At 51.4% G+C, this 14,661-nt stretch carries 20 protein-coding genes; 5 read left to right on the top strand and 15 right to left on the bottom strand.

Going from position 1 to position 14,661, the window contains the following annotated elements; all coding sequences use genetic code 11:
• Positions 1 to 70: 70 nt before the first annotated feature.
• Genes rplI through rpsF form a run of 4 tightly spaced genes read right to left on the bottom strand, consistent with a single transcriptional unit; the run spans position 71 to position 1,510 of the window.
• Positions 71 to 520 carry a 50S ribosomal protein L9 gene (gene rplI / locus ACJHWR_RS04625; RefSeq protein WP_001196062.1) on the bottom strand — a complete coding sequence of 150 codons (450 nt, stop codon included), beginning with the start codon at positions 518 to 520 and terminating at the stop codon, positions 71 to 73.
• A gap of 41 nt (positions 521 to 561) precedes the next feature.
• Positions 562 to 789 (bottom strand): 30S ribosomal protein S18, encoded by a 228-nt coding sequence (gene rpsR, locus ACJHWR_RS04630; protein WP_000135199.1) that lies wholly within the window; start codon positions 787 to 789, stop codon positions 562 to 564.
• Between the two features lie 4 nt (positions 790 to 793).
• A complete protein-coding gene (gene priB, locus ACJHWR_RS04635; RefSeq protein WP_001296681.1) occupies positions 794 to 1,108 on the bottom strand; it encodes a primosomal replication protein N in 315 nt (104 codons plus the stop codon).
• A 6-nt stretch (positions 1,109 to 1,114) separates the two neighbouring features.
• Complete coding sequence (gene rpsF, locus ACJHWR_RS04640; RefSeq protein ID WP_001216676.1) at positions 1,115 to 1,510, bottom strand: 30S ribosomal protein S6; 396 nt, start codon at positions 1,508 to 1,510, stop codon at positions 1,115 to 1,117.
• A 327-nt stretch (positions 1,511 to 1,837) separates the two neighbouring features.
• Between rpsF and yjfY the strand changes: the two genes are divergently transcribed.
• Positions 1,838 to 2,113, top strand: coding sequence for a DUF1471 family protein YjfY (yjfY, locus tag ACJHWR_RS04645; protein WP_000492914.1), 276 nt, complete (start codon positions 1,838 to 1,840; stop codon positions 2,111 to 2,113).
• A 128-nt stretch (positions 2,114 to 2,241) separates the two neighbouring features.
• Here the strand turns inward: yjfY and ulaF are convergent, their stop codons facing one another.
• From ulaF to ulaA, 6 genes are read right to left on the bottom strand one after another with little or no spacing between them, the layout of a single operon-like run.
• Positions 2,242 to 2,928: an L-ribulose-5-phosphate 4-epimerase UlaF gene (gene ulaF / locus ACJHWR_RS04650; RefSeq protein WP_001170789.1), complete on the bottom strand. Its 687-nt coding sequence runs from the start codon at positions 2,926 to 2,928 to the stop codon at positions 2,242 to 2,244.
• Positions 2,928 to 3,782 (bottom strand): L-ribulose-5-phosphate 3-epimerase UlaE, encoded by an 855-nt coding sequence (ulaE, locus tag ACJHWR_RS04655; RefSeq protein ID WP_000949488.1) that lies wholly within the window; start codon positions 3,780 to 3,782, stop codon positions 2,928 to 2,930. The genes ulaF and ulaE overlap by 1 nt, the downstream gene beginning before the upstream one ends.
• Positions 3,783 to 3,791: 9 nt before the next feature.
• The gene (ulaD, locus tag ACJHWR_RS04660) at positions 3,792 to 4,442 is read right to left on the bottom strand and encodes a 3-keto-L-gulonate-6-phosphate decarboxylase UlaD (RefSeq protein WP_000056760.1); all 651 of its coding nucleotides are present in this window, start codon (positions 4,440 to 4,442) and stop codon (positions 3,792 to 3,794) included.
• A gap of 13 nt (positions 4,443 to 4,455) precedes the next feature.
• Entirely contained in the window at positions 4,456 to 4,920 is a 465-nt protein-coding gene (gene ulaC, locus ACJHWR_RS04665; RefSeq protein ID WP_000776521.1) for a PTS ascorbate transporter subunit IIA, read from the bottom strand.
• 9 nt (positions 4,921 to 4,929) lie between these two features.
• Positions 4,930 to 5,235: a PTS ascorbate transporter subunit IIB gene (gene ulaB, locus ACJHWR_RS04670; protein WP_000218360.1), complete on the bottom strand. Its 306-nt coding sequence runs from the start codon at positions 5,233 to 5,235 to the stop codon at positions 4,930 to 4,932.
• Between the two features lie 15 nt (positions 5,236 to 5,250).
• The gene (ulaA, locus tag ACJHWR_RS04675; protein ID WP_001300695.1) at positions 5,251 to 6,648 is read right to left on the bottom strand and encodes a PTS ascorbate transporter subunit IIC; all 1,398 of its coding nucleotides are present in this window, start codon (positions 6,646 to 6,648) and stop codon (positions 5,251 to 5,253) included.
• 354 nt (positions 6,649 to 7,002) lie between these two features.
• Between ulaA and ulaG the strand changes: the two genes are divergently transcribed.
• Together ulaG and ulaR are read left to right on the top strand one after the other, a co-directional pair.
• A complete protein-coding gene (ulaG, locus tag ACJHWR_RS04680; protein WP_012311879.1) occupies positions 7,003 to 8,067 on the top strand; it encodes an L-ascorbate 6-phosphate lactonase in 1,065 nt (354 codons plus the stop codon).
• Positions 8,068 to 8,174: 107 nt separating this feature from the next.
• Complete coding sequence (gene ulaR / locus ACJHWR_RS04685) at positions 8,175 to 8,930, top strand: HTH-type transcriptional regulator UlaR (RefSeq protein ID WP_000133639.1); 756 nt, start codon at positions 8,175 to 8,177, stop codon at positions 8,928 to 8,930.
• On the opposite strand, the gene yjfP is transcribed toward ulaR, so the two are convergent.
• The gene (gene yjfP / locus ACJHWR_RS04690; RefSeq protein WP_000569683.1) at positions 8,927 to 9,676 is read right to left on the bottom strand and encodes an esterase; all 750 of its coding nucleotides are present in this window, start codon (positions 9,674 to 9,676) and stop codon (positions 8,927 to 8,929) included. The genes ulaR and yjfP overlap by 4 nt on opposite strands.
• Before the next feature lie 181 nt (positions 9,677 to 9,857).
• Between yjfP and bsmA the strand changes: the two genes are divergently transcribed.
• Both bsmA and yjfN read left to right on the top strand, forming a co-directional pair.
• Positions 9,858 to 10,187 carry a biofilm peroxide resistance protein BsmA gene (gene bsmA / locus ACJHWR_RS04695; RefSeq protein ID WP_000254636.1) on the top strand — a complete coding sequence of 110 codons (330 nt, stop codon included), beginning with the start codon at positions 9,858 to 9,860 and terminating at the stop codon, positions 10,185 to 10,187.
• Positions 10,188 to 10,335: 148 nt separating this feature from the next.
• Positions 10,336 to 10,611: a DUF1471 family protease activator YjfN gene (gene yjfN / locus ACJHWR_RS04700; protein ID WP_000811566.1), complete on the top strand. Its 276-nt coding sequence runs from the start codon at positions 10,336 to 10,338 to the stop codon at positions 10,609 to 10,611.
• 116 nt (positions 10,612 to 10,727) lie between these two features.
• On the opposite strand, the gene ACJHWR_RS04705 is transcribed toward yjfN, so the two are convergent.
• From ACJHWR_RS04705 to ACJHWR_RS04720, 4 genes are all read right to left on the bottom strand, one after another.
• Positions 10,728 to 12,353, bottom strand: coding sequence for an isovaleryl-CoA dehydrogenase (locus tag ACJHWR_RS04705; protein ID WP_012311664.1), 1,626 nt, complete (start codon positions 12,351 to 12,353; stop codon positions 10,728 to 10,730).
• An 83-nt stretch (positions 12,354 to 12,436) separates the two neighbouring features.
• Positions 12,437 to 13,600, bottom strand: coding sequence for a glutathionylspermidine synthase family protein (locus tag ACJHWR_RS04710; protein ID WP_000944003.1), 1,164 nt, complete (start codon positions 13,598 to 13,600; stop codon positions 12,437 to 12,439).
• A 2-nt stretch (positions 13,601 to 13,602) separates the two neighbouring features.
• A complete protein-coding gene (locus ACJHWR_RS04715; RefSeq protein ID WP_000101674.1) occupies positions 13,603 to 14,241 on the bottom strand; it encodes a DUF1190 domain-containing protein in 639 nt (212 codons plus the stop codon).
• A gap of 9 nt (positions 14,242 to 14,250) precedes the next feature.
• On the bottom strand, positions 14,251 to 14,649 hold the full coding sequence (locus ACJHWR_RS04720; protein WP_000547760.1) for a DUF350 domain-containing protein: 399 nt from the start codon (positions 14,647 to 14,649) through the stop codon (positions 14,251 to 14,253).
• Positions 14,650 to 14,661 lie beyond the last annotated feature (12 nt).

Consider the following 14,661-nt stretch of genomic DNA (forward strand, 5'->3'; position numbering starts at 1 on the left):
TGCAAGTGCTCGCTACAAAAGCAAAACGCCGACCAATGGTCGGCGTTTTTACGTCTCGTTGAATAACGAATTATTCAGCTACTACGTTTACGATCACTTTCGCGAATACTTCGCTGTGAACCTGGAAGCTCACTTCGTGTTCGCCAGTGGTACGCAGAACGCCGTTCGGCAGACGAACTTCGCTCTTAGCCACTTCAACGCCAGCTGCAGTTACAGCGTCAGCGATGTCGCGAGTACCGATGGAACCGAACAGTTTACCTTCGTCGCCAGCTTTAGACGCGATGGTAACAGTTTCCAGTGCATTGATTTTCTCAGCGCGAGCATTAGCTGCTGCCAGAACTTCAGCCAGTTTAGCTTCCAGTTCAGCGCGACGTGCTTCGAAGAATTCAATGTTTTTCTTGGTAGCTGGAACAGCTTTACCCTGCGGTACCAGGAAGTTACGAGCATAGCCCGCTTTAACGTTTACCTGATCACCCAGGCTACCCAGGTTTGCTACTTTATCAAGCAGAATAACTTGCATTACCTTATCCTCTCAAAGTCGTATTAATGGACCGTGACCGATTACTGATGGCGATCAGTGTACGGCAGCAGGGACAGGTAGCGAGCGCGTTTGATAGCGCGAGCCAGCTGACGCTGGTATTTTGCACGGGTACCGGTGATACGGCTTGGGACAATCTTACCGCTTTCGGTGATGTAGTTTTTCAGCGTAGCGATATCTTTATAGTCGATCTCTTGAACGCCTTCCGCGGTGAAACGGCAGAACTTGCGACGACGGAAATAACGTGCCATATGGCTAGTCTCCAGAATCTATCAATTCAATCTGCTCGGCATGCAAAACCATTTTGCTCAGTCCGTTCTTTGCCTTGTGGCATGAAATGAACCCCTGAACGGTTATGCGACTGCCGACCGTTATACTGTGAGTAATGGCCTGGTTTTCGTGTCCGCTAACAATAACGGGCATTTGGCACCACGCCTGCCGGTGAAAACCGGCTTCCTCCTGCACAGAACGATGCTCAAGCACGAACTGGCAGTGAGGAATTCCTGATGGACTGACCTTTCGAAGGGGAGTCCTGCACACGGTGCCGGACAACACCAGACGGTTGGTCATCAGAAATTACTCTTCAGAATCCCCAGCTTCAGCATCATCAGCGGTTTCGTTTGCGAAATCATCGCGACGCTCACGGCGCTCGTCTTTCGCTTTAACCATCGGAGATGCTTCGGTAACAGCGTGCTTGGTACGCATAACCATGCTGCGGATAACGGCATCGTTGAAGCGGAAGGTAGTTTCCAGCTCATCGATCACTTCCTGCGGAGCTTCAACGTTCATCAGAACGTAGTGTGCTTTGTGCAGTTTGTTGATCGGGTAAGCCAGCTGACGGCGGCCCCAGTCTTCCAGACGGTGGATCTTGCCTTCTGCACCAGTGATGGCAGCAGTGTAGCGCTCGATCATGCCCGGAACCTGTTCGCTCTGGTCAGGATGGACCATAAAAACGATTTCGTAATGACGCATCGAATTGCTCCTTACGGATTATTCAGCCTCCTGTCTGGGTCAGCCGAATCCCGGGGAGGCAAGGAACGTGTTAAAGGTCGGCTGAAAAATGACGCGTTATAGTACTGACATACCCCGCTAAACTCAAGGCCAGCCGACAAATAAATCTCATCTTTCACCAAATCGTACTAACACGCTGATTTGAAGTTCATCACACTTCATCATGGTGTTTTTTTGAACAACTGCATCAGAAATGGTCACCATCCACTTCTTTATCATTGATTAAAATTAAATCAGAAGATCACCACAAGAGGAGAGCACACAAAGTCAGCCGTTGAGGAGGTATCTATGTTCAGTCGTGTTTTAGCCCTTCTGGCTGTGCTTTTGCTAAGTGCAAATACATGGGCAGCCATTGAAATTAATAACCACCAGGCCAGAAATATGGACGATGTGCAAAGCTTAGGCGTGATTTATATCAACCATAACTTCGCCACTGAAAGTGAAGCACGTCAGGCATTAAATGAAGAGACAGATGCGCAGGGCGCAACGTACTACCACGTGATTCTGATGCGGGAACCGGGGAGTAACGGCAACATGCACGCCAGCGCGGATATTTATCGCTAGCACCAGGTATAACCAACGAAACATTGCCATAGTTTGCTTTGCCCCCTTCGCAGGGGGCTTTTTTTGAAAAACGGCTGCGGAATCAGACCAGTTATCTCCCGAAGAAGGAAATTTCCGCAGCGCGTGTTTTACTTCTGCCCGTAATAAGCGTTGGGACCATGCTTACGCATGAAGTGTTTATTCATAAGATAGCTGTCGATGTGATTCAGTTGCGGGTTTATACTGCGCGCAATCCACGCCATTTTCGCCACTTCTTCCATCACCACCGCGTTATGCACCGCATCGTGGGCATCTTTCCCCCAGGCAAACGGCCCGTGCTGATACACCACAATTCCCGGCGTATGCAACGGCTCGGCGTCACCCAGCGTTTCGATAATCACTTTGCCGGTGTTCAGTTCGTACTCACCCTGCACCTCTTCTTCGCTTAATCCGCGCGTACACGGGATATCACCAAAGAAGTAGTCGGCGTGCGTAGTGCCTAACGCCGGGATCGCCAGCCCCGCCTGCGCCCATGCGGTAGCATGAGTGGAGTGGGTATGGACAATGCCGCCAAGCGACGGATAACGACGGTAGAGTTCGAGATGCGTCGCGGTGTCGGAAGACGGGCGATATTCCCCTTCCACCACCTTGCCGCTCATATCAACCACCACCATATCGGCCGCTTTCATGGTTTCGTAGGCAACGCCGCTGGGCTTGATCACCACCAGCCCGCGTTCGCGGTCAATGGCGCTGACGTTGCCCCAGGTAAAGGTCACCAGCCCATAGCGCGGCAGATCCATGTTGGCTTCAAATACCTGCTGTTTTAGCTTTTGCATTATGCCGCCTCCACCATGCCCGCTTTCGCCATGCGCGCTTTCACCCAATCACGCGCTTTCGCCACTTCTGCTGCCGGGTCTTCCGCCGTTTCGCTCCACATCTCAATCAGGTACGGCCCGCAATAGCCACTCTGTTTGAGCGTTTCGAAGCAACGTTCGAAATCCACTACGCCTTCGCCAAACGGCACATTTTTGAAGACGCCTGGTTTGGTGTCTTTCACATGCACCGCGACGATATGCCCAATTCCGGCCTGCAATTCCATCTGCACGTCGTTGTCCCACGCCGACAGGTTGCCGATATCCGGGTAGAGCTGGAACCACGGGTTGTTGAGATAGTGCGCATAGCCCAGCGCCTTGCTGATGGAGTTCATCAATGGATAATCCATGATCTCCATTGCCAGCGTCACCTGCGCGCGGCTTGCCATCTCAACGCTCTCTTTCAGGCCGTCACGGAAACGACGACGCGTTTCGTTATTGGCTTCCTGATAGTAAACGTCATAGCCCGCCAGTTGGATTACGCGAATGCCAACGTCCTGGGCGAACTGGATAGCTTTACGCATAATCTCCAGCCCCTGCGCCCGTACCGCGTCATCTTCGCTGCCCAGCGGGAAACGACGATGAGCAGAAAGGCACATGGACGGCACGCGCACGCCGGTTTCAACAATCGCATTCACCAGCGCCAGACGCTGCTCGCGGCTCCAGTCGAGGCGCGACAGGCGATCGTCAGTTTCATCTACCGACATCTCGACAAAATCGAAGCCTAATTTTTTTGCCAGTTGCAGCCGTTCCAGCCAGCACTCCCCGGCGGGGAGCGCTTTTTCATAGATGCCAAGCGGGATTTGTTTGGACAACATATCCGCTCCTTAACCCCACAGTTCGGCGATGGAACGTTTGAACTGACGTGCGGCTTCCACCGGAGAAGCGGCATCACGGATACTACGGCCCGCGATAAAGACGTGAATCGGAATGCCTTTGAACAGCGGCAGATCTTCCAGCGCCAGGCCACCAGTGACGGTCACTTTGAAGCCCATATCGGAAAGACGTTTGATCGCGGTAATGTCCGCTTCGCCCCACGCTACGCCTGCGGCCTGTGCGTCACGGCTGCGGTGATAAACCACCTGCTGAATGCCTGCGTCGCGCCACTGCTGCGCCTGTTCCCAGGTCCAGTAACCGGTCAGTTCGATCTGCACGTCGCCGTTAAACTCTTTTGCCACGTCCAGCGCACCTTTGGCGGTGTTGATATCCGCACAGCAAATCACGGTCACCCAGTCAGCGTTGGCTTCGAAGCACATGCGAGAAAGGATTTTGCCTGCATCGGCAATTTTGGCGTCAGCCAGTACGATTTTGTGCGGGTACAGCGCTTTCAGGTCACGAACCGCACGCACGCCTTCGCCTACGCAAAGAATGGTGCCCACTTCGATAATGTCGACTTCTTCGGCAATCAGGCGAGTGGTTTCGTAGGCGCTATCCATAGTCTGGTTGTCCAGCGCGACTTGCAACATCGGTAATGACATTTTCAATTCCTTCTTAAGCTGCCGCGTTGGTGCGGTCAATGAGATCCAGTACTTCCTGCTCGGTACGGCAGGCACGTAAACGGTCGAAATTCTCTTCATCTTCAAACAGGTTAACGATCTGCATGATGCCCACTTCCTGGTGAGTGTTGGCATCGACCGCCGCCATGGTGATGAGGATATCCACCGGATCGTTATCTTCGTGGTTGAACTCCAGCGGCTTTTTCAGCGTTACCAGAGAGAAACCGGTTTTCTTAACGCCCTCTTCCGGACGCCCGTGCGGCATTGCCAGTCCCGGTGCGATAACGAAATAAGGACCAAACTGTTCAACGCCATCCAGAATCGCCTGGTAGTAACGCGGCTCTACCACATCTGCCGCTACCAGCAGGTCAACACCGATTTTCACCGCTTCCTGCCAGGTATTTGCTTCGGCCTGCAGGCGGATAGATTTATTTTCAGCCAGCGAATCACGTAATTTCATGGCGCGTCCTTACTTCACATCCTGCGGGAAATGCGCTTTGATCACTTCCAGCAGTTTCGGGCCAAAGTCAGCAGGAGAGAGCATGTTGCGCACGCCAACCACATATTTGTTGCCGGTCACGGTGATTTCGCCCGCAATGTGCGTAGAAGCGATGATGATATCCGCGCCGCTCAACTCGCTTTTGTATTCGCCAACCGCGCAGCTGTTTACCGTGTGGTCAATGTTTGATTGGGTTAAAAACTGGTCCACTTTCATCTTCATGATCATGGAACTGCCTTGTCCGTTGCCACACACAGCCAGAATACGTACGGTCATAATCAAAACTCCTTATTAAGCAGACTGTTCTGCCAGTTGTTTTTCTGCATCTTCTTCTGCGCGCAGTGCGCGGCCAGCGAAGAACATATAAGCCAGTGCAATTACAATGATGACAGCCATAAAGGCGATACCGATGGAGAAGAAGCCCTGCATCATCGGCGGTGCCAGAATCGACCAGTCCGCCATACCCATCCAGGCACTCATACCGGTAAGTTTCACCGCCCAGACGCAACCAAAGATTTCGATCATCCCCATCACCAGACAAATCTTCAGCGCCGCACGCCAGCCGCCGAAGTGGTTAGCGAACACGCCGATGGTGGCGTTGGAGAAGAACATCGGGATAAAGCCGGGGATAATCAGGATCGAGGAACCGCAGGCGACCAGGATGCCAACCGCAATCAGCTGACCGATGGTGCCCCACATAAAGCCCCAGACCACGGCGTTCGGCGCGAAGCTATAAATAGCCGCACAGTCAATCGCCAGAACCGCGCCAGGGATCAGGCGCTGAGAGATACCGTTAAACGCTTCAGAGAGTTCCGCTACAAACATGCGCACACCCTGAGTGATGATGAAGATCGCCACCGCGAAGGAGAAACCGGTTTGCAGGATATACACCGTCCAGTTCACTTTGCCTGCCATCGCCTGCACGGTGTCGATACCGAAGGAGAGCAGAATGGCACCAAAGAAGATGGTCATGACAATCGCCGTGGAGACGATGTTGTCGTGGAAAATATTCAGCCAGCCTGGCAGTTTGAGGTCTTCAACGCTTTCCTCTTTTTTGCCAAGGAACGGCGCAACCTTATAGGCAATCCATGATGCAAACTGTTGCTGGTGACCGATGGAGAAACCGCAGCCGTCCGTCACTTCCTGAGTCGGCTTGTACATCATGTTGGAGGTTATGCCCCAGTAGAGCGAAACCAGAATCGCCGTGCAGATAATGGTCGTCCACATGGAATAGCCGAAAATAAACAACGTAACGGCAATCAGTCCCGCCTGCTGGAACATGATGTGTCCAGTCAGCATGATGGTACGAATACCGGTAATGCGACGCAGCAGCACGTAACAGATGTTCAGCGCCAGCGCTAACAACACCGCGTAACCTACCCAGCTATAGGCATCGCCCATGCGGTCGATGGTTGCCATCATCGACGCGTAAGTATCGGAAATTGCGCCGTTAATGCCGTAGACTTCGGACATTTTCGCCACCACCGGTTTGAAGGTGCTGGTGAGGATGCCGGACCCTGCCTGCAACAACATGAAACCAATTATGGTTTTAATCGTGCCTTTAATAATAACGCTGACACTTTTGCGCAGTAGGATGTAGCCCAGACAGGTCACAATACCCAGCAACAACGGGGCATTGGTCATGACCTGGTTAAAAAACACGGTAAAGATGTTGTAGAGGATCTCCATAACGATCTCCTGAAGAAGAGGTAACCGGGTATTCCACACACCCGGAATGTTGTGCATTCACTCTAATTTTCAAAAGTAATCACAACAAGATTATTTATGATTAAATGTGACGCGACCCGCAAATAATTCCACATGGATAGAGTGGGATTCACACAACGAAATAATTATTCATTTAAATTCATTTAGTTAATTGAATTACACATTCCATTAAATCTTTCCACACTCAAAATCAACAACAACTTCCCTGGCAAAAAGTCAAAAAATGGTCATTGCCTTCCTGAAAAAATAGTGTCAGGATTAATCAAAACCAATCACATGTTGATTCGAATTGAACTATCATGAAGGTAAATGGCGATGAGTAAAGTGAAAAGTATCACCCGAGAATCCTGGATCCTGAGCACTTTCCCGGAGTGGGGTAGCTGGCTGAATGAAGAAATTGAACAAGAGCAGGTCGCCCCTGGCACATTTGCGATGTGGTGGCTAGGCTGCACCGGGATCTGGCTGAAATCAGAAGGTGGCACCAACGTTTGCGTTGATTTCTGGTGCGGCACTGGCAAACAAAGTCACGGTAACCCGTTAATGAAACAGGGTCACCAGATGCAGCGCATGGCTGGCGTGAAAAAACTGCAGCCAAACCTGCGCACCACCCCGTTTGTTCTTGATCCGTTTGCGATTCGCCAGATCGACGCGGTACTGGCGACTCACGATCACAACGATCATATCGACGTTAACGTCGCTGCTGCCGTGATGCAGAACTGTGCTGATGACGTACCGTTCATTGGGCCGAAAACCTGCGTTGATTTGTGGATTGGCTGGGGCGTACCGAAAGAGCGTTGCATCGTCGTTAAACCGGGCGACGTAGTGAAGGTAAAAGACATTGAAATTCATGCACTTGATGCTTTCGACCGCACGGCACTGATCACCCTGCCTGCCGATCAAAAAGCAGCTGGCGTACTGCCGGACGGCATGGACGATCGCGCGGTAAACTACCTGTTCAAAACCCCAGGCGGTACCCTGTATCACAGCGGCGATTCCCACTACTCTAACTACTATGCAAAACATGGTAATGAGCATCAGATCGACGTGGCTTTAGGTTCATACGGCGAAAACCCACGCGGTATTACCGACAAAATGACCAGTGCTGATATCTTGCGTATGGGCGAAGCGCTGAATGCGAAAGTGGTTATCCCGTTCCACCACGACATCTGGTCAAACTTCCAGGCCGATCCGCAAGAAATCCGCGTGCTGTGGGAGATGAAAAAAGATCGTCTGAAGTATGGCTTCAAGCCGTTTATCTGGCAGGTGGGCGGCAAATTTACCTGGCCGCTGGATAAAGACAACTTCGAGTACCACTATCCGCGTGGTTTCGATGATTGCTTCACTATTGAACCGGATCTGCCGTTCAAGTCGTTCCTGTAATCTGTCGTTTATACCGGATAGCGTGGAGTAGTTCGCGCTATCCGGCGTAGTATTTCCTGGCTATTTCAAATATCATCTAAAAAAATCAAATTTTATCGGAATAGCTCATGACTGAAGCACAAAGACATCAAATCCTCCTGGAAATGCTCGCACAATTGGGCTTTGTGACCGTTGAGAAAGTCGTTGAGCGTCTGGGAATTTCGCCTGCCACTGCACGACGCGATATCAATAAACTTGACGAAAGCGGCAAACTGAAAAAAGTGCGCAATGGCGCAGAAGCTATTACCCAGCAGCGCCCACGCTGGACGCCGATGAATCTGCATCAGGCGCAGAATCACGATGAAAAAGTACGTATTGCTAAAGCGGCCTCGCAGCTGGTTAATACGGGCGAAAGCGTAGTCATCAACTGCGGCTCCACCGCGTTTCTGCTTGGGCGGGAAATGTGTGGCAAGCCAGTGCAAATCATCACTAATTATCTACCGCTGGCAAATTACCTGATCGATCAGGAGCATGACAGCGTGATCATTATGGGCGGACAGTACAACAAAAGTCAGTCCATCACTTTAAGCCCGCAGGGCAGCGAAAACAGTCTCTATGCCGGGCACTGGATGTTTACCAGCGGCAAAGGGCTGACAGCAGAAGGGTTGTATAAAACCGATATGTTGACGGCAATGGCAGAGCAGAAGATGCTGAGCGTGGTAGGGAAACTGGTGGTACTGGTTGATAGCAGTAAGATTGGCGAACGCGCGGGAATGCTTTTTAGCCGTGCCGATCAAATCGATATGCTGATCACCGGCAAAAATGCTAACCCGGAAATCCTGCAACAACTGGAAGCGCAAGGGGTCAGCATTCTGCGTGTTTAAAGATGCTGGCGGAAAAATGTCACGGCAGCATCTAACGCCTCAGGCGTAATGCGGTGACGCACGCCAGGCTGCCATGAACAGGTTAGCAGTTTATCCCGTCCCGTCTCGCTTAAGGCCTGCTGCAAACGTAGTGATTCGTCGGCAGGCACGACGTCATCGTCAAGGCCATGCCACAGCAGTAGAGGTCTGTCACCAAGTTGTTCCAGGTGGTTTGTCGCTTCCCACTCTGCCAGCGGCGCGACAATGTTATTGAATTCATTCTGCTGTGCTGCCGTTTCAGGTATCAGCGGTGGAAACAGTGAACGGGCGAGCAATGTAAAATAGCCCGATCCCATCATGCTGGCGGTACATTTCACCGTGGGGTGGCGAGCGGTAATTCCCAGTGCCGTCATCGCGCCCATCGACGCGCCACCGACTGCCAGACGGTCATCAAGCAGCCAGTTTTCTTCGGCTATTGCCGCACGTAAAGTAGTGAATTCCTGCATACTTTGTAGCAAGATTTGCCAGAATTGATTTAACCGCCGCGCTGCGTCGCCACTAAAACGACTACCGTGATCGGGCGCATCCGGCATGATCACCCGCAAACCAGCCTGCGCCAGCGCAACGGCAAAATAGCTATACACCAGACTGGACGAAGTAAAGCCGTGATAAAAAATCGCGCACGGTAACGGGGTATCTTTTTGCCCGACAGGATAAGCATGAAGAACGGGAATATCTGCCAGCTCGCGTGATTCTATTTCAATCATCTGTCTCTCCTTTTTGTCTGGTATGACATGAAGAAATCCTTAGCACAAGTTTCTGCTGGCGGTATTAGTTCATAATGTTGAGATGTGGGTTACGCTTTCATCACGTTTTCATTCGAAAATCGCGTACCAGGTAACAATTCGGGAACATTCCCCCAAAGTTAAATTAATAAGGCACTACACTATGGTTAGCAGGAAACGTAATAGCGTTATTTACCGGTTTGCCAGTTTATTATTGGTGTTGATGTTAAGTGCCTGTAGCGCACTGCAAGGTACGCCACAGCCAGCACCGCCAGTAACCGACCATCCGCAAGAGATTCGCCGCGACCAGACGCAAGGGTTACAGCGAATAGGTAGCGTAAGCACGATGGTTCGGGGTTCTCCGGATGACGCATTAGCAGAAATCAGAGCGAAAGCTGTCGCTGCAAAAGCTGATTATTACGTTGTCGTCATGGTGGACGAAACCATCGTGACAGGACAGTGGTATTCACAAGCCATTTTGTACCGTAAATAAATCAGACAACTTACATAGTCAGCTTTACATTGCTTTGCGTCCCTATGCGTTTACCTGTGCACAATAAATTACCGGCTGGAAGCCTGGGCGTTTATTACCGCGATGGAATGCCCTGCAACATGTGGGGAAACGAAAAATGGAGCTGACGATGAAACAATTACTTGCCTCACCCTCGCTGCAATTAGTGACTTATCCTGCGAGCGCCACGGCACAGTCTGCAGAATTCGCCAGTGCTGACTGCGTGACGGGCCTGAATGAAATAGGTCAGATCTCAGTTAGCAATATTTCAGGGGATCCGCAGGACGTGGAACGTATCGTGGCGTTAAAGGCCGATGAACAAGGTGCGTCATGGTACCGCATTATTACCATGTACGAAGACCAGCAGCCTGATAACTGGCGCGTACAGGCGATCCTGTATGCGTGAGTATCATCTACAGCAAATGAACAATGCCGGATGCGGCGCGAGCGCCTTGTCCGGCCTACAATTTTAAAATATTTCATTTAGTTAATCGAAACCAGCGTCGCATCCGTCGTATACGCTTACAAACACACTCCTCCCGTCGCCCGCAGCAATAAATCATTCTGGATCTGCTCTGACAACCGTACGCCGCCGCGCGTATCTAACATCACCTGACACCACGCCTGCGCCATTGGCGGAGAGGCATATTTCAACATTTGCGCACCGCAGCCCAGCAGGAATAGCTGATGAGTAATCTCTCGCCCCAATTCTTCAGCTGGCTTACGCAGCTGCTGCTGTAAACGACGAACCGCGCGATCAAAATAGCGATCCTGCCCTTTCACTTCCACAAATGCTTCCGACAATAAGTCGTATACGCCCGCTTGCTTATTGAGAACGCGCAGCACATCCAGGCACATAATATTGCCGGAACCTTCCCAAATACTGTTTACCGGCATCTCCCGGTAAAGCCGCGGCAGCTCGCTCTCCTCGCAATAACCAATGCCGCCCAGCACCTCCATCGCTTCGGCCACAAACGGAATACCATGTTTGCAGATCACAAATTTCGCCGCAGGCGTAAATAAACGCGCCCACAGAGCTTCTTTGGCATCGGCACGCCGGTCCCACGCTCGCGCAAGACGAAACAGCAACGCCGTTTGCCCTTCAAGCTGAAGCGCCATGCGACTTAAGACATGACGCATAAGGGGCTGTTGGATCAATGGATTACCAAAAACATGGCGTTGATGTGCATGATAAATCGCCAGCGAAAATGCACGGCGCATCATGGCATGGCTACCCAGGGCGCAATCAAAACGCGTCATCCCACCCATTTTCAGGATCAGACGAATTCCTTCCCCTTCCTGCCCCAACAACCAGCCAATGGCATCCTGAAACTCCACTTCGCAGCTGGCGTTAGAGCGATTACCCAGCTTATCTTTCAGCCGCTCGAGGCGAATCGCGTTGCGTTGCCCGTCAGGCAAAAAGCGCGGCACAAAAAAGCAGGACAAACCGCCCGTAGTCTGCGCCAGCACCAGATGCGCATCGCTTTGCGGCACCGAGAAAAACCATTTATGCCCCACCAGCCGATAAGAGCCATCTTCCAGGCGCTCTGCGCGGGTGGTGTTGCTCATGACATCGGAACCGCCCTGCTTTTCCGTCATTCCCATGCCAATCAACAAACCGCGTTTTTGCCCACCTGGCAATAAGTGAGAATCGTAGCGATCGCTCAACAGCGGCGTGGTCCAGTCCTGAAACGGCGCGGGTAACATCTGTAACAGCAATGGCGTGGCGGCAAAGGTCATCGTTATCGGACATAACGACCCAGCCTCAACCTGCGCATGTAACATAAAACGCGCCGCGCGCGCCACAAATGCGCCGGAGCGAGCGTCTTCTTCCCAGGCAAGATTGTGCACCCGATTGGTACATAGCGCCTGCATCAGCAGGTGCCAGGCGGGGTGAAAACGCACATCGTCCAGACGGCGTCCTTGCGCATCGTAGCGCAATAATTCAGGCGGATTCACATTCGCCAGCCGCCCCAGTTCAAGGGATTCAGCCGTCCCTAACTGCTGACCAATACTGGCTAGAAAATCGCTATCCCAGCCAGCACCTTCACGCGTTACCGCTTCGCAGAGCGCGCCATCAGACAGGTATAAATTGCTATTATTTAATGGTATAGGTTGATTAAAAACGGTGTGAGTTTGCCAGTGCACTGTGTCTCCCTCCATCAATGGCAGTCACCATTAGTATGGTCACTGCCATGGATTCATGACAGAAAGAGATTGCTAAAACATTCTTATCCAGCAATGTAATGCGGAACGAAACGTGAGGTGTCTTTGGTGATCAACGTGTTATCTTCACGGATCCCCATTCCGCACGCTTCATCATCGACAATCCAGCTACCGATGAGTGTGTAGCTATCGCCAAATCGCGGCAGAGGTTGAAACGCCTGGTAGATCATCGGTTCATCGGCGTAATCACCATCAGCGTGGTCAACGACGTTATTCTGACCGTCGAAAATGGTGACGTTTCCGCCTTCGCGCGAGTAAATCGGTTTACGCACATAGCTTTCGCCAGCGGCAATCTGCGGTTTTTCACCCTCAAACCAGGATGCAAGAAGGTTAGGATGACCAGGGAAGAAGCGCCAAAGCAGCGGCATTAGCCCTTTATTACTCAAGATACTTTTCCATAACGGCTCCACCCATTGCTCACGACGCTTGCGCAGCAGCGGACCGTTATCGTCACGCATCATCCACTCCAGCGGATACAGCTTAAATGCACGCTGGATGACATTATCATCAAGATCGGTCAGTACTCCGCCGACGCCCAAACCGAGATCTTCAATGTAGATAAACCGCGACTCCTGCCCTGCCTGCTGGGCGCAGTCCTGCAAGTACAGCACGGTACTCCTGTCTTCATCGGTGTCCTGACAGCAGCAAAAATAAAACGGTTCCCGACTGTAAAGCTCACTAAAGCGCGAAATCAGGCGTTCCTGAATGGCATTGTACTGATCGGCATCACGCGGAATAACGCCGCTGCGCCGGGCATCTTCCAGCCACAACCACTGGAAATAAGCCGACTCGTACAATGAAGTTGGCGTATCGGCGTTGTACTCCAGCAACTTAACCGGTGCATTACCACACCAGGCAAAATCCATACGGCCATACAACGAAGGATCGCGTGCGTGCCAGCTTTCGGCGATCACATCCCAGTACAACGGCGGGATCGCCAGTTGCGTCAGGATCTCTTCATCTTTAACCGCACGATCCACCACCTCCAGGCACATCTGATGCAGTTCCGCAGTCGGTTTTTCGATCTGCTCTTCAATCTGGCGCAAAGTAAAGCGATAAGCCCGACTCTCATCCCAATAGATTTCATTGTCGATGATATGAAAGTCAAATCCGTTATCGGCGGCAATCCGGTCCAGATCCCGCCGCACAGGAACGTTGTGTCTCAGCATGATTAGCCTCCCCAATGCCCACGGGCGCTGGAAGAACGACCATAGCCGCCGCGAGAAACGGTTGACGCTTTTTTGGTGGTAAAGCCGCCCGAAGAGTAAGACTCTTTTTTGCCAGAACCGGAGCGCCAGGAGTAATCACCGGAAGTGTTGCGCCAGACGGGGCGGGAAGCAAATGAGGATCCGCCGCTGTTATAGACGAACGGCTCATCGCGATCTTTACGAATAACCCGGCTTAACAAAAATCCAGAAACGACCGGGATCCAACTCTGTTCAACATTGTCGTAGTAACAATTTTCATACTTAGACTGACAATTCTGCTGAGTCATATTCTTCGGAACATCGGCATAAAACGCCGCTTTGGCGTTGTTCCAGCCATGAGCACAGATATCTGAATTATTACCGTCATCAATACAATCCTGCACAGTCGAGTAAAACGTTCCGTCGCCGTCGTTATCGACATCGCCACTATCGCCACAACCTTTCAATACGAAAAAAGCGGCACCGCCCATTAGCGCCAACGTTAAGTATTTTTGTGCGTAGCGATTGCGACGCGGTTCAAAAGGATTATTCGGTCTGCCAATGCGACTGATCGCTCCGTGACCAATTTTACTGTTATTTCTTGATTTGCGTTTTCTGGCCATGATCGTCCATTACCATGTCATACAAGCTGCGTTAAAAATACCACCAGCCAGTGCGGCGGTTCCCATAAACATTCCTGCTGCGGTATTGTGATTAATAATTTTTTCGCTTAATGCGGGCATATAAAGTCTGACGCCAGCAAAAACGAGTAACTGAATCACCAGTGCAATCCCGCCCCAGGCGAAATAATCCGGAATACTCACCGCATTGATTGCCGCACTGGATAAGGGGATCACGTAACCCAACAATGTACCGCTGAATGCCAGTGACGCCGCGGTATTATTGTTTTTGATTAATTGCCATTCGTTGTGCGGTGTAATTTTGGAGTAGATAAACAGAAAAATAATCACCATAGCCACGCCAATAAAAAAATAGGCGCTAAAGGCAAGAAGTGAATCCAGTATATGCATCGTAAACGTCCT

This window comes from Escherichia sp. WS568 (genome assembly GCF_046486085.1).
GTDB lineage: Bacteria > Pseudomonadota > Gammaproteobacteria > Enterobacterales > Enterobacteriaceae > Escherichia > Escherichia coli.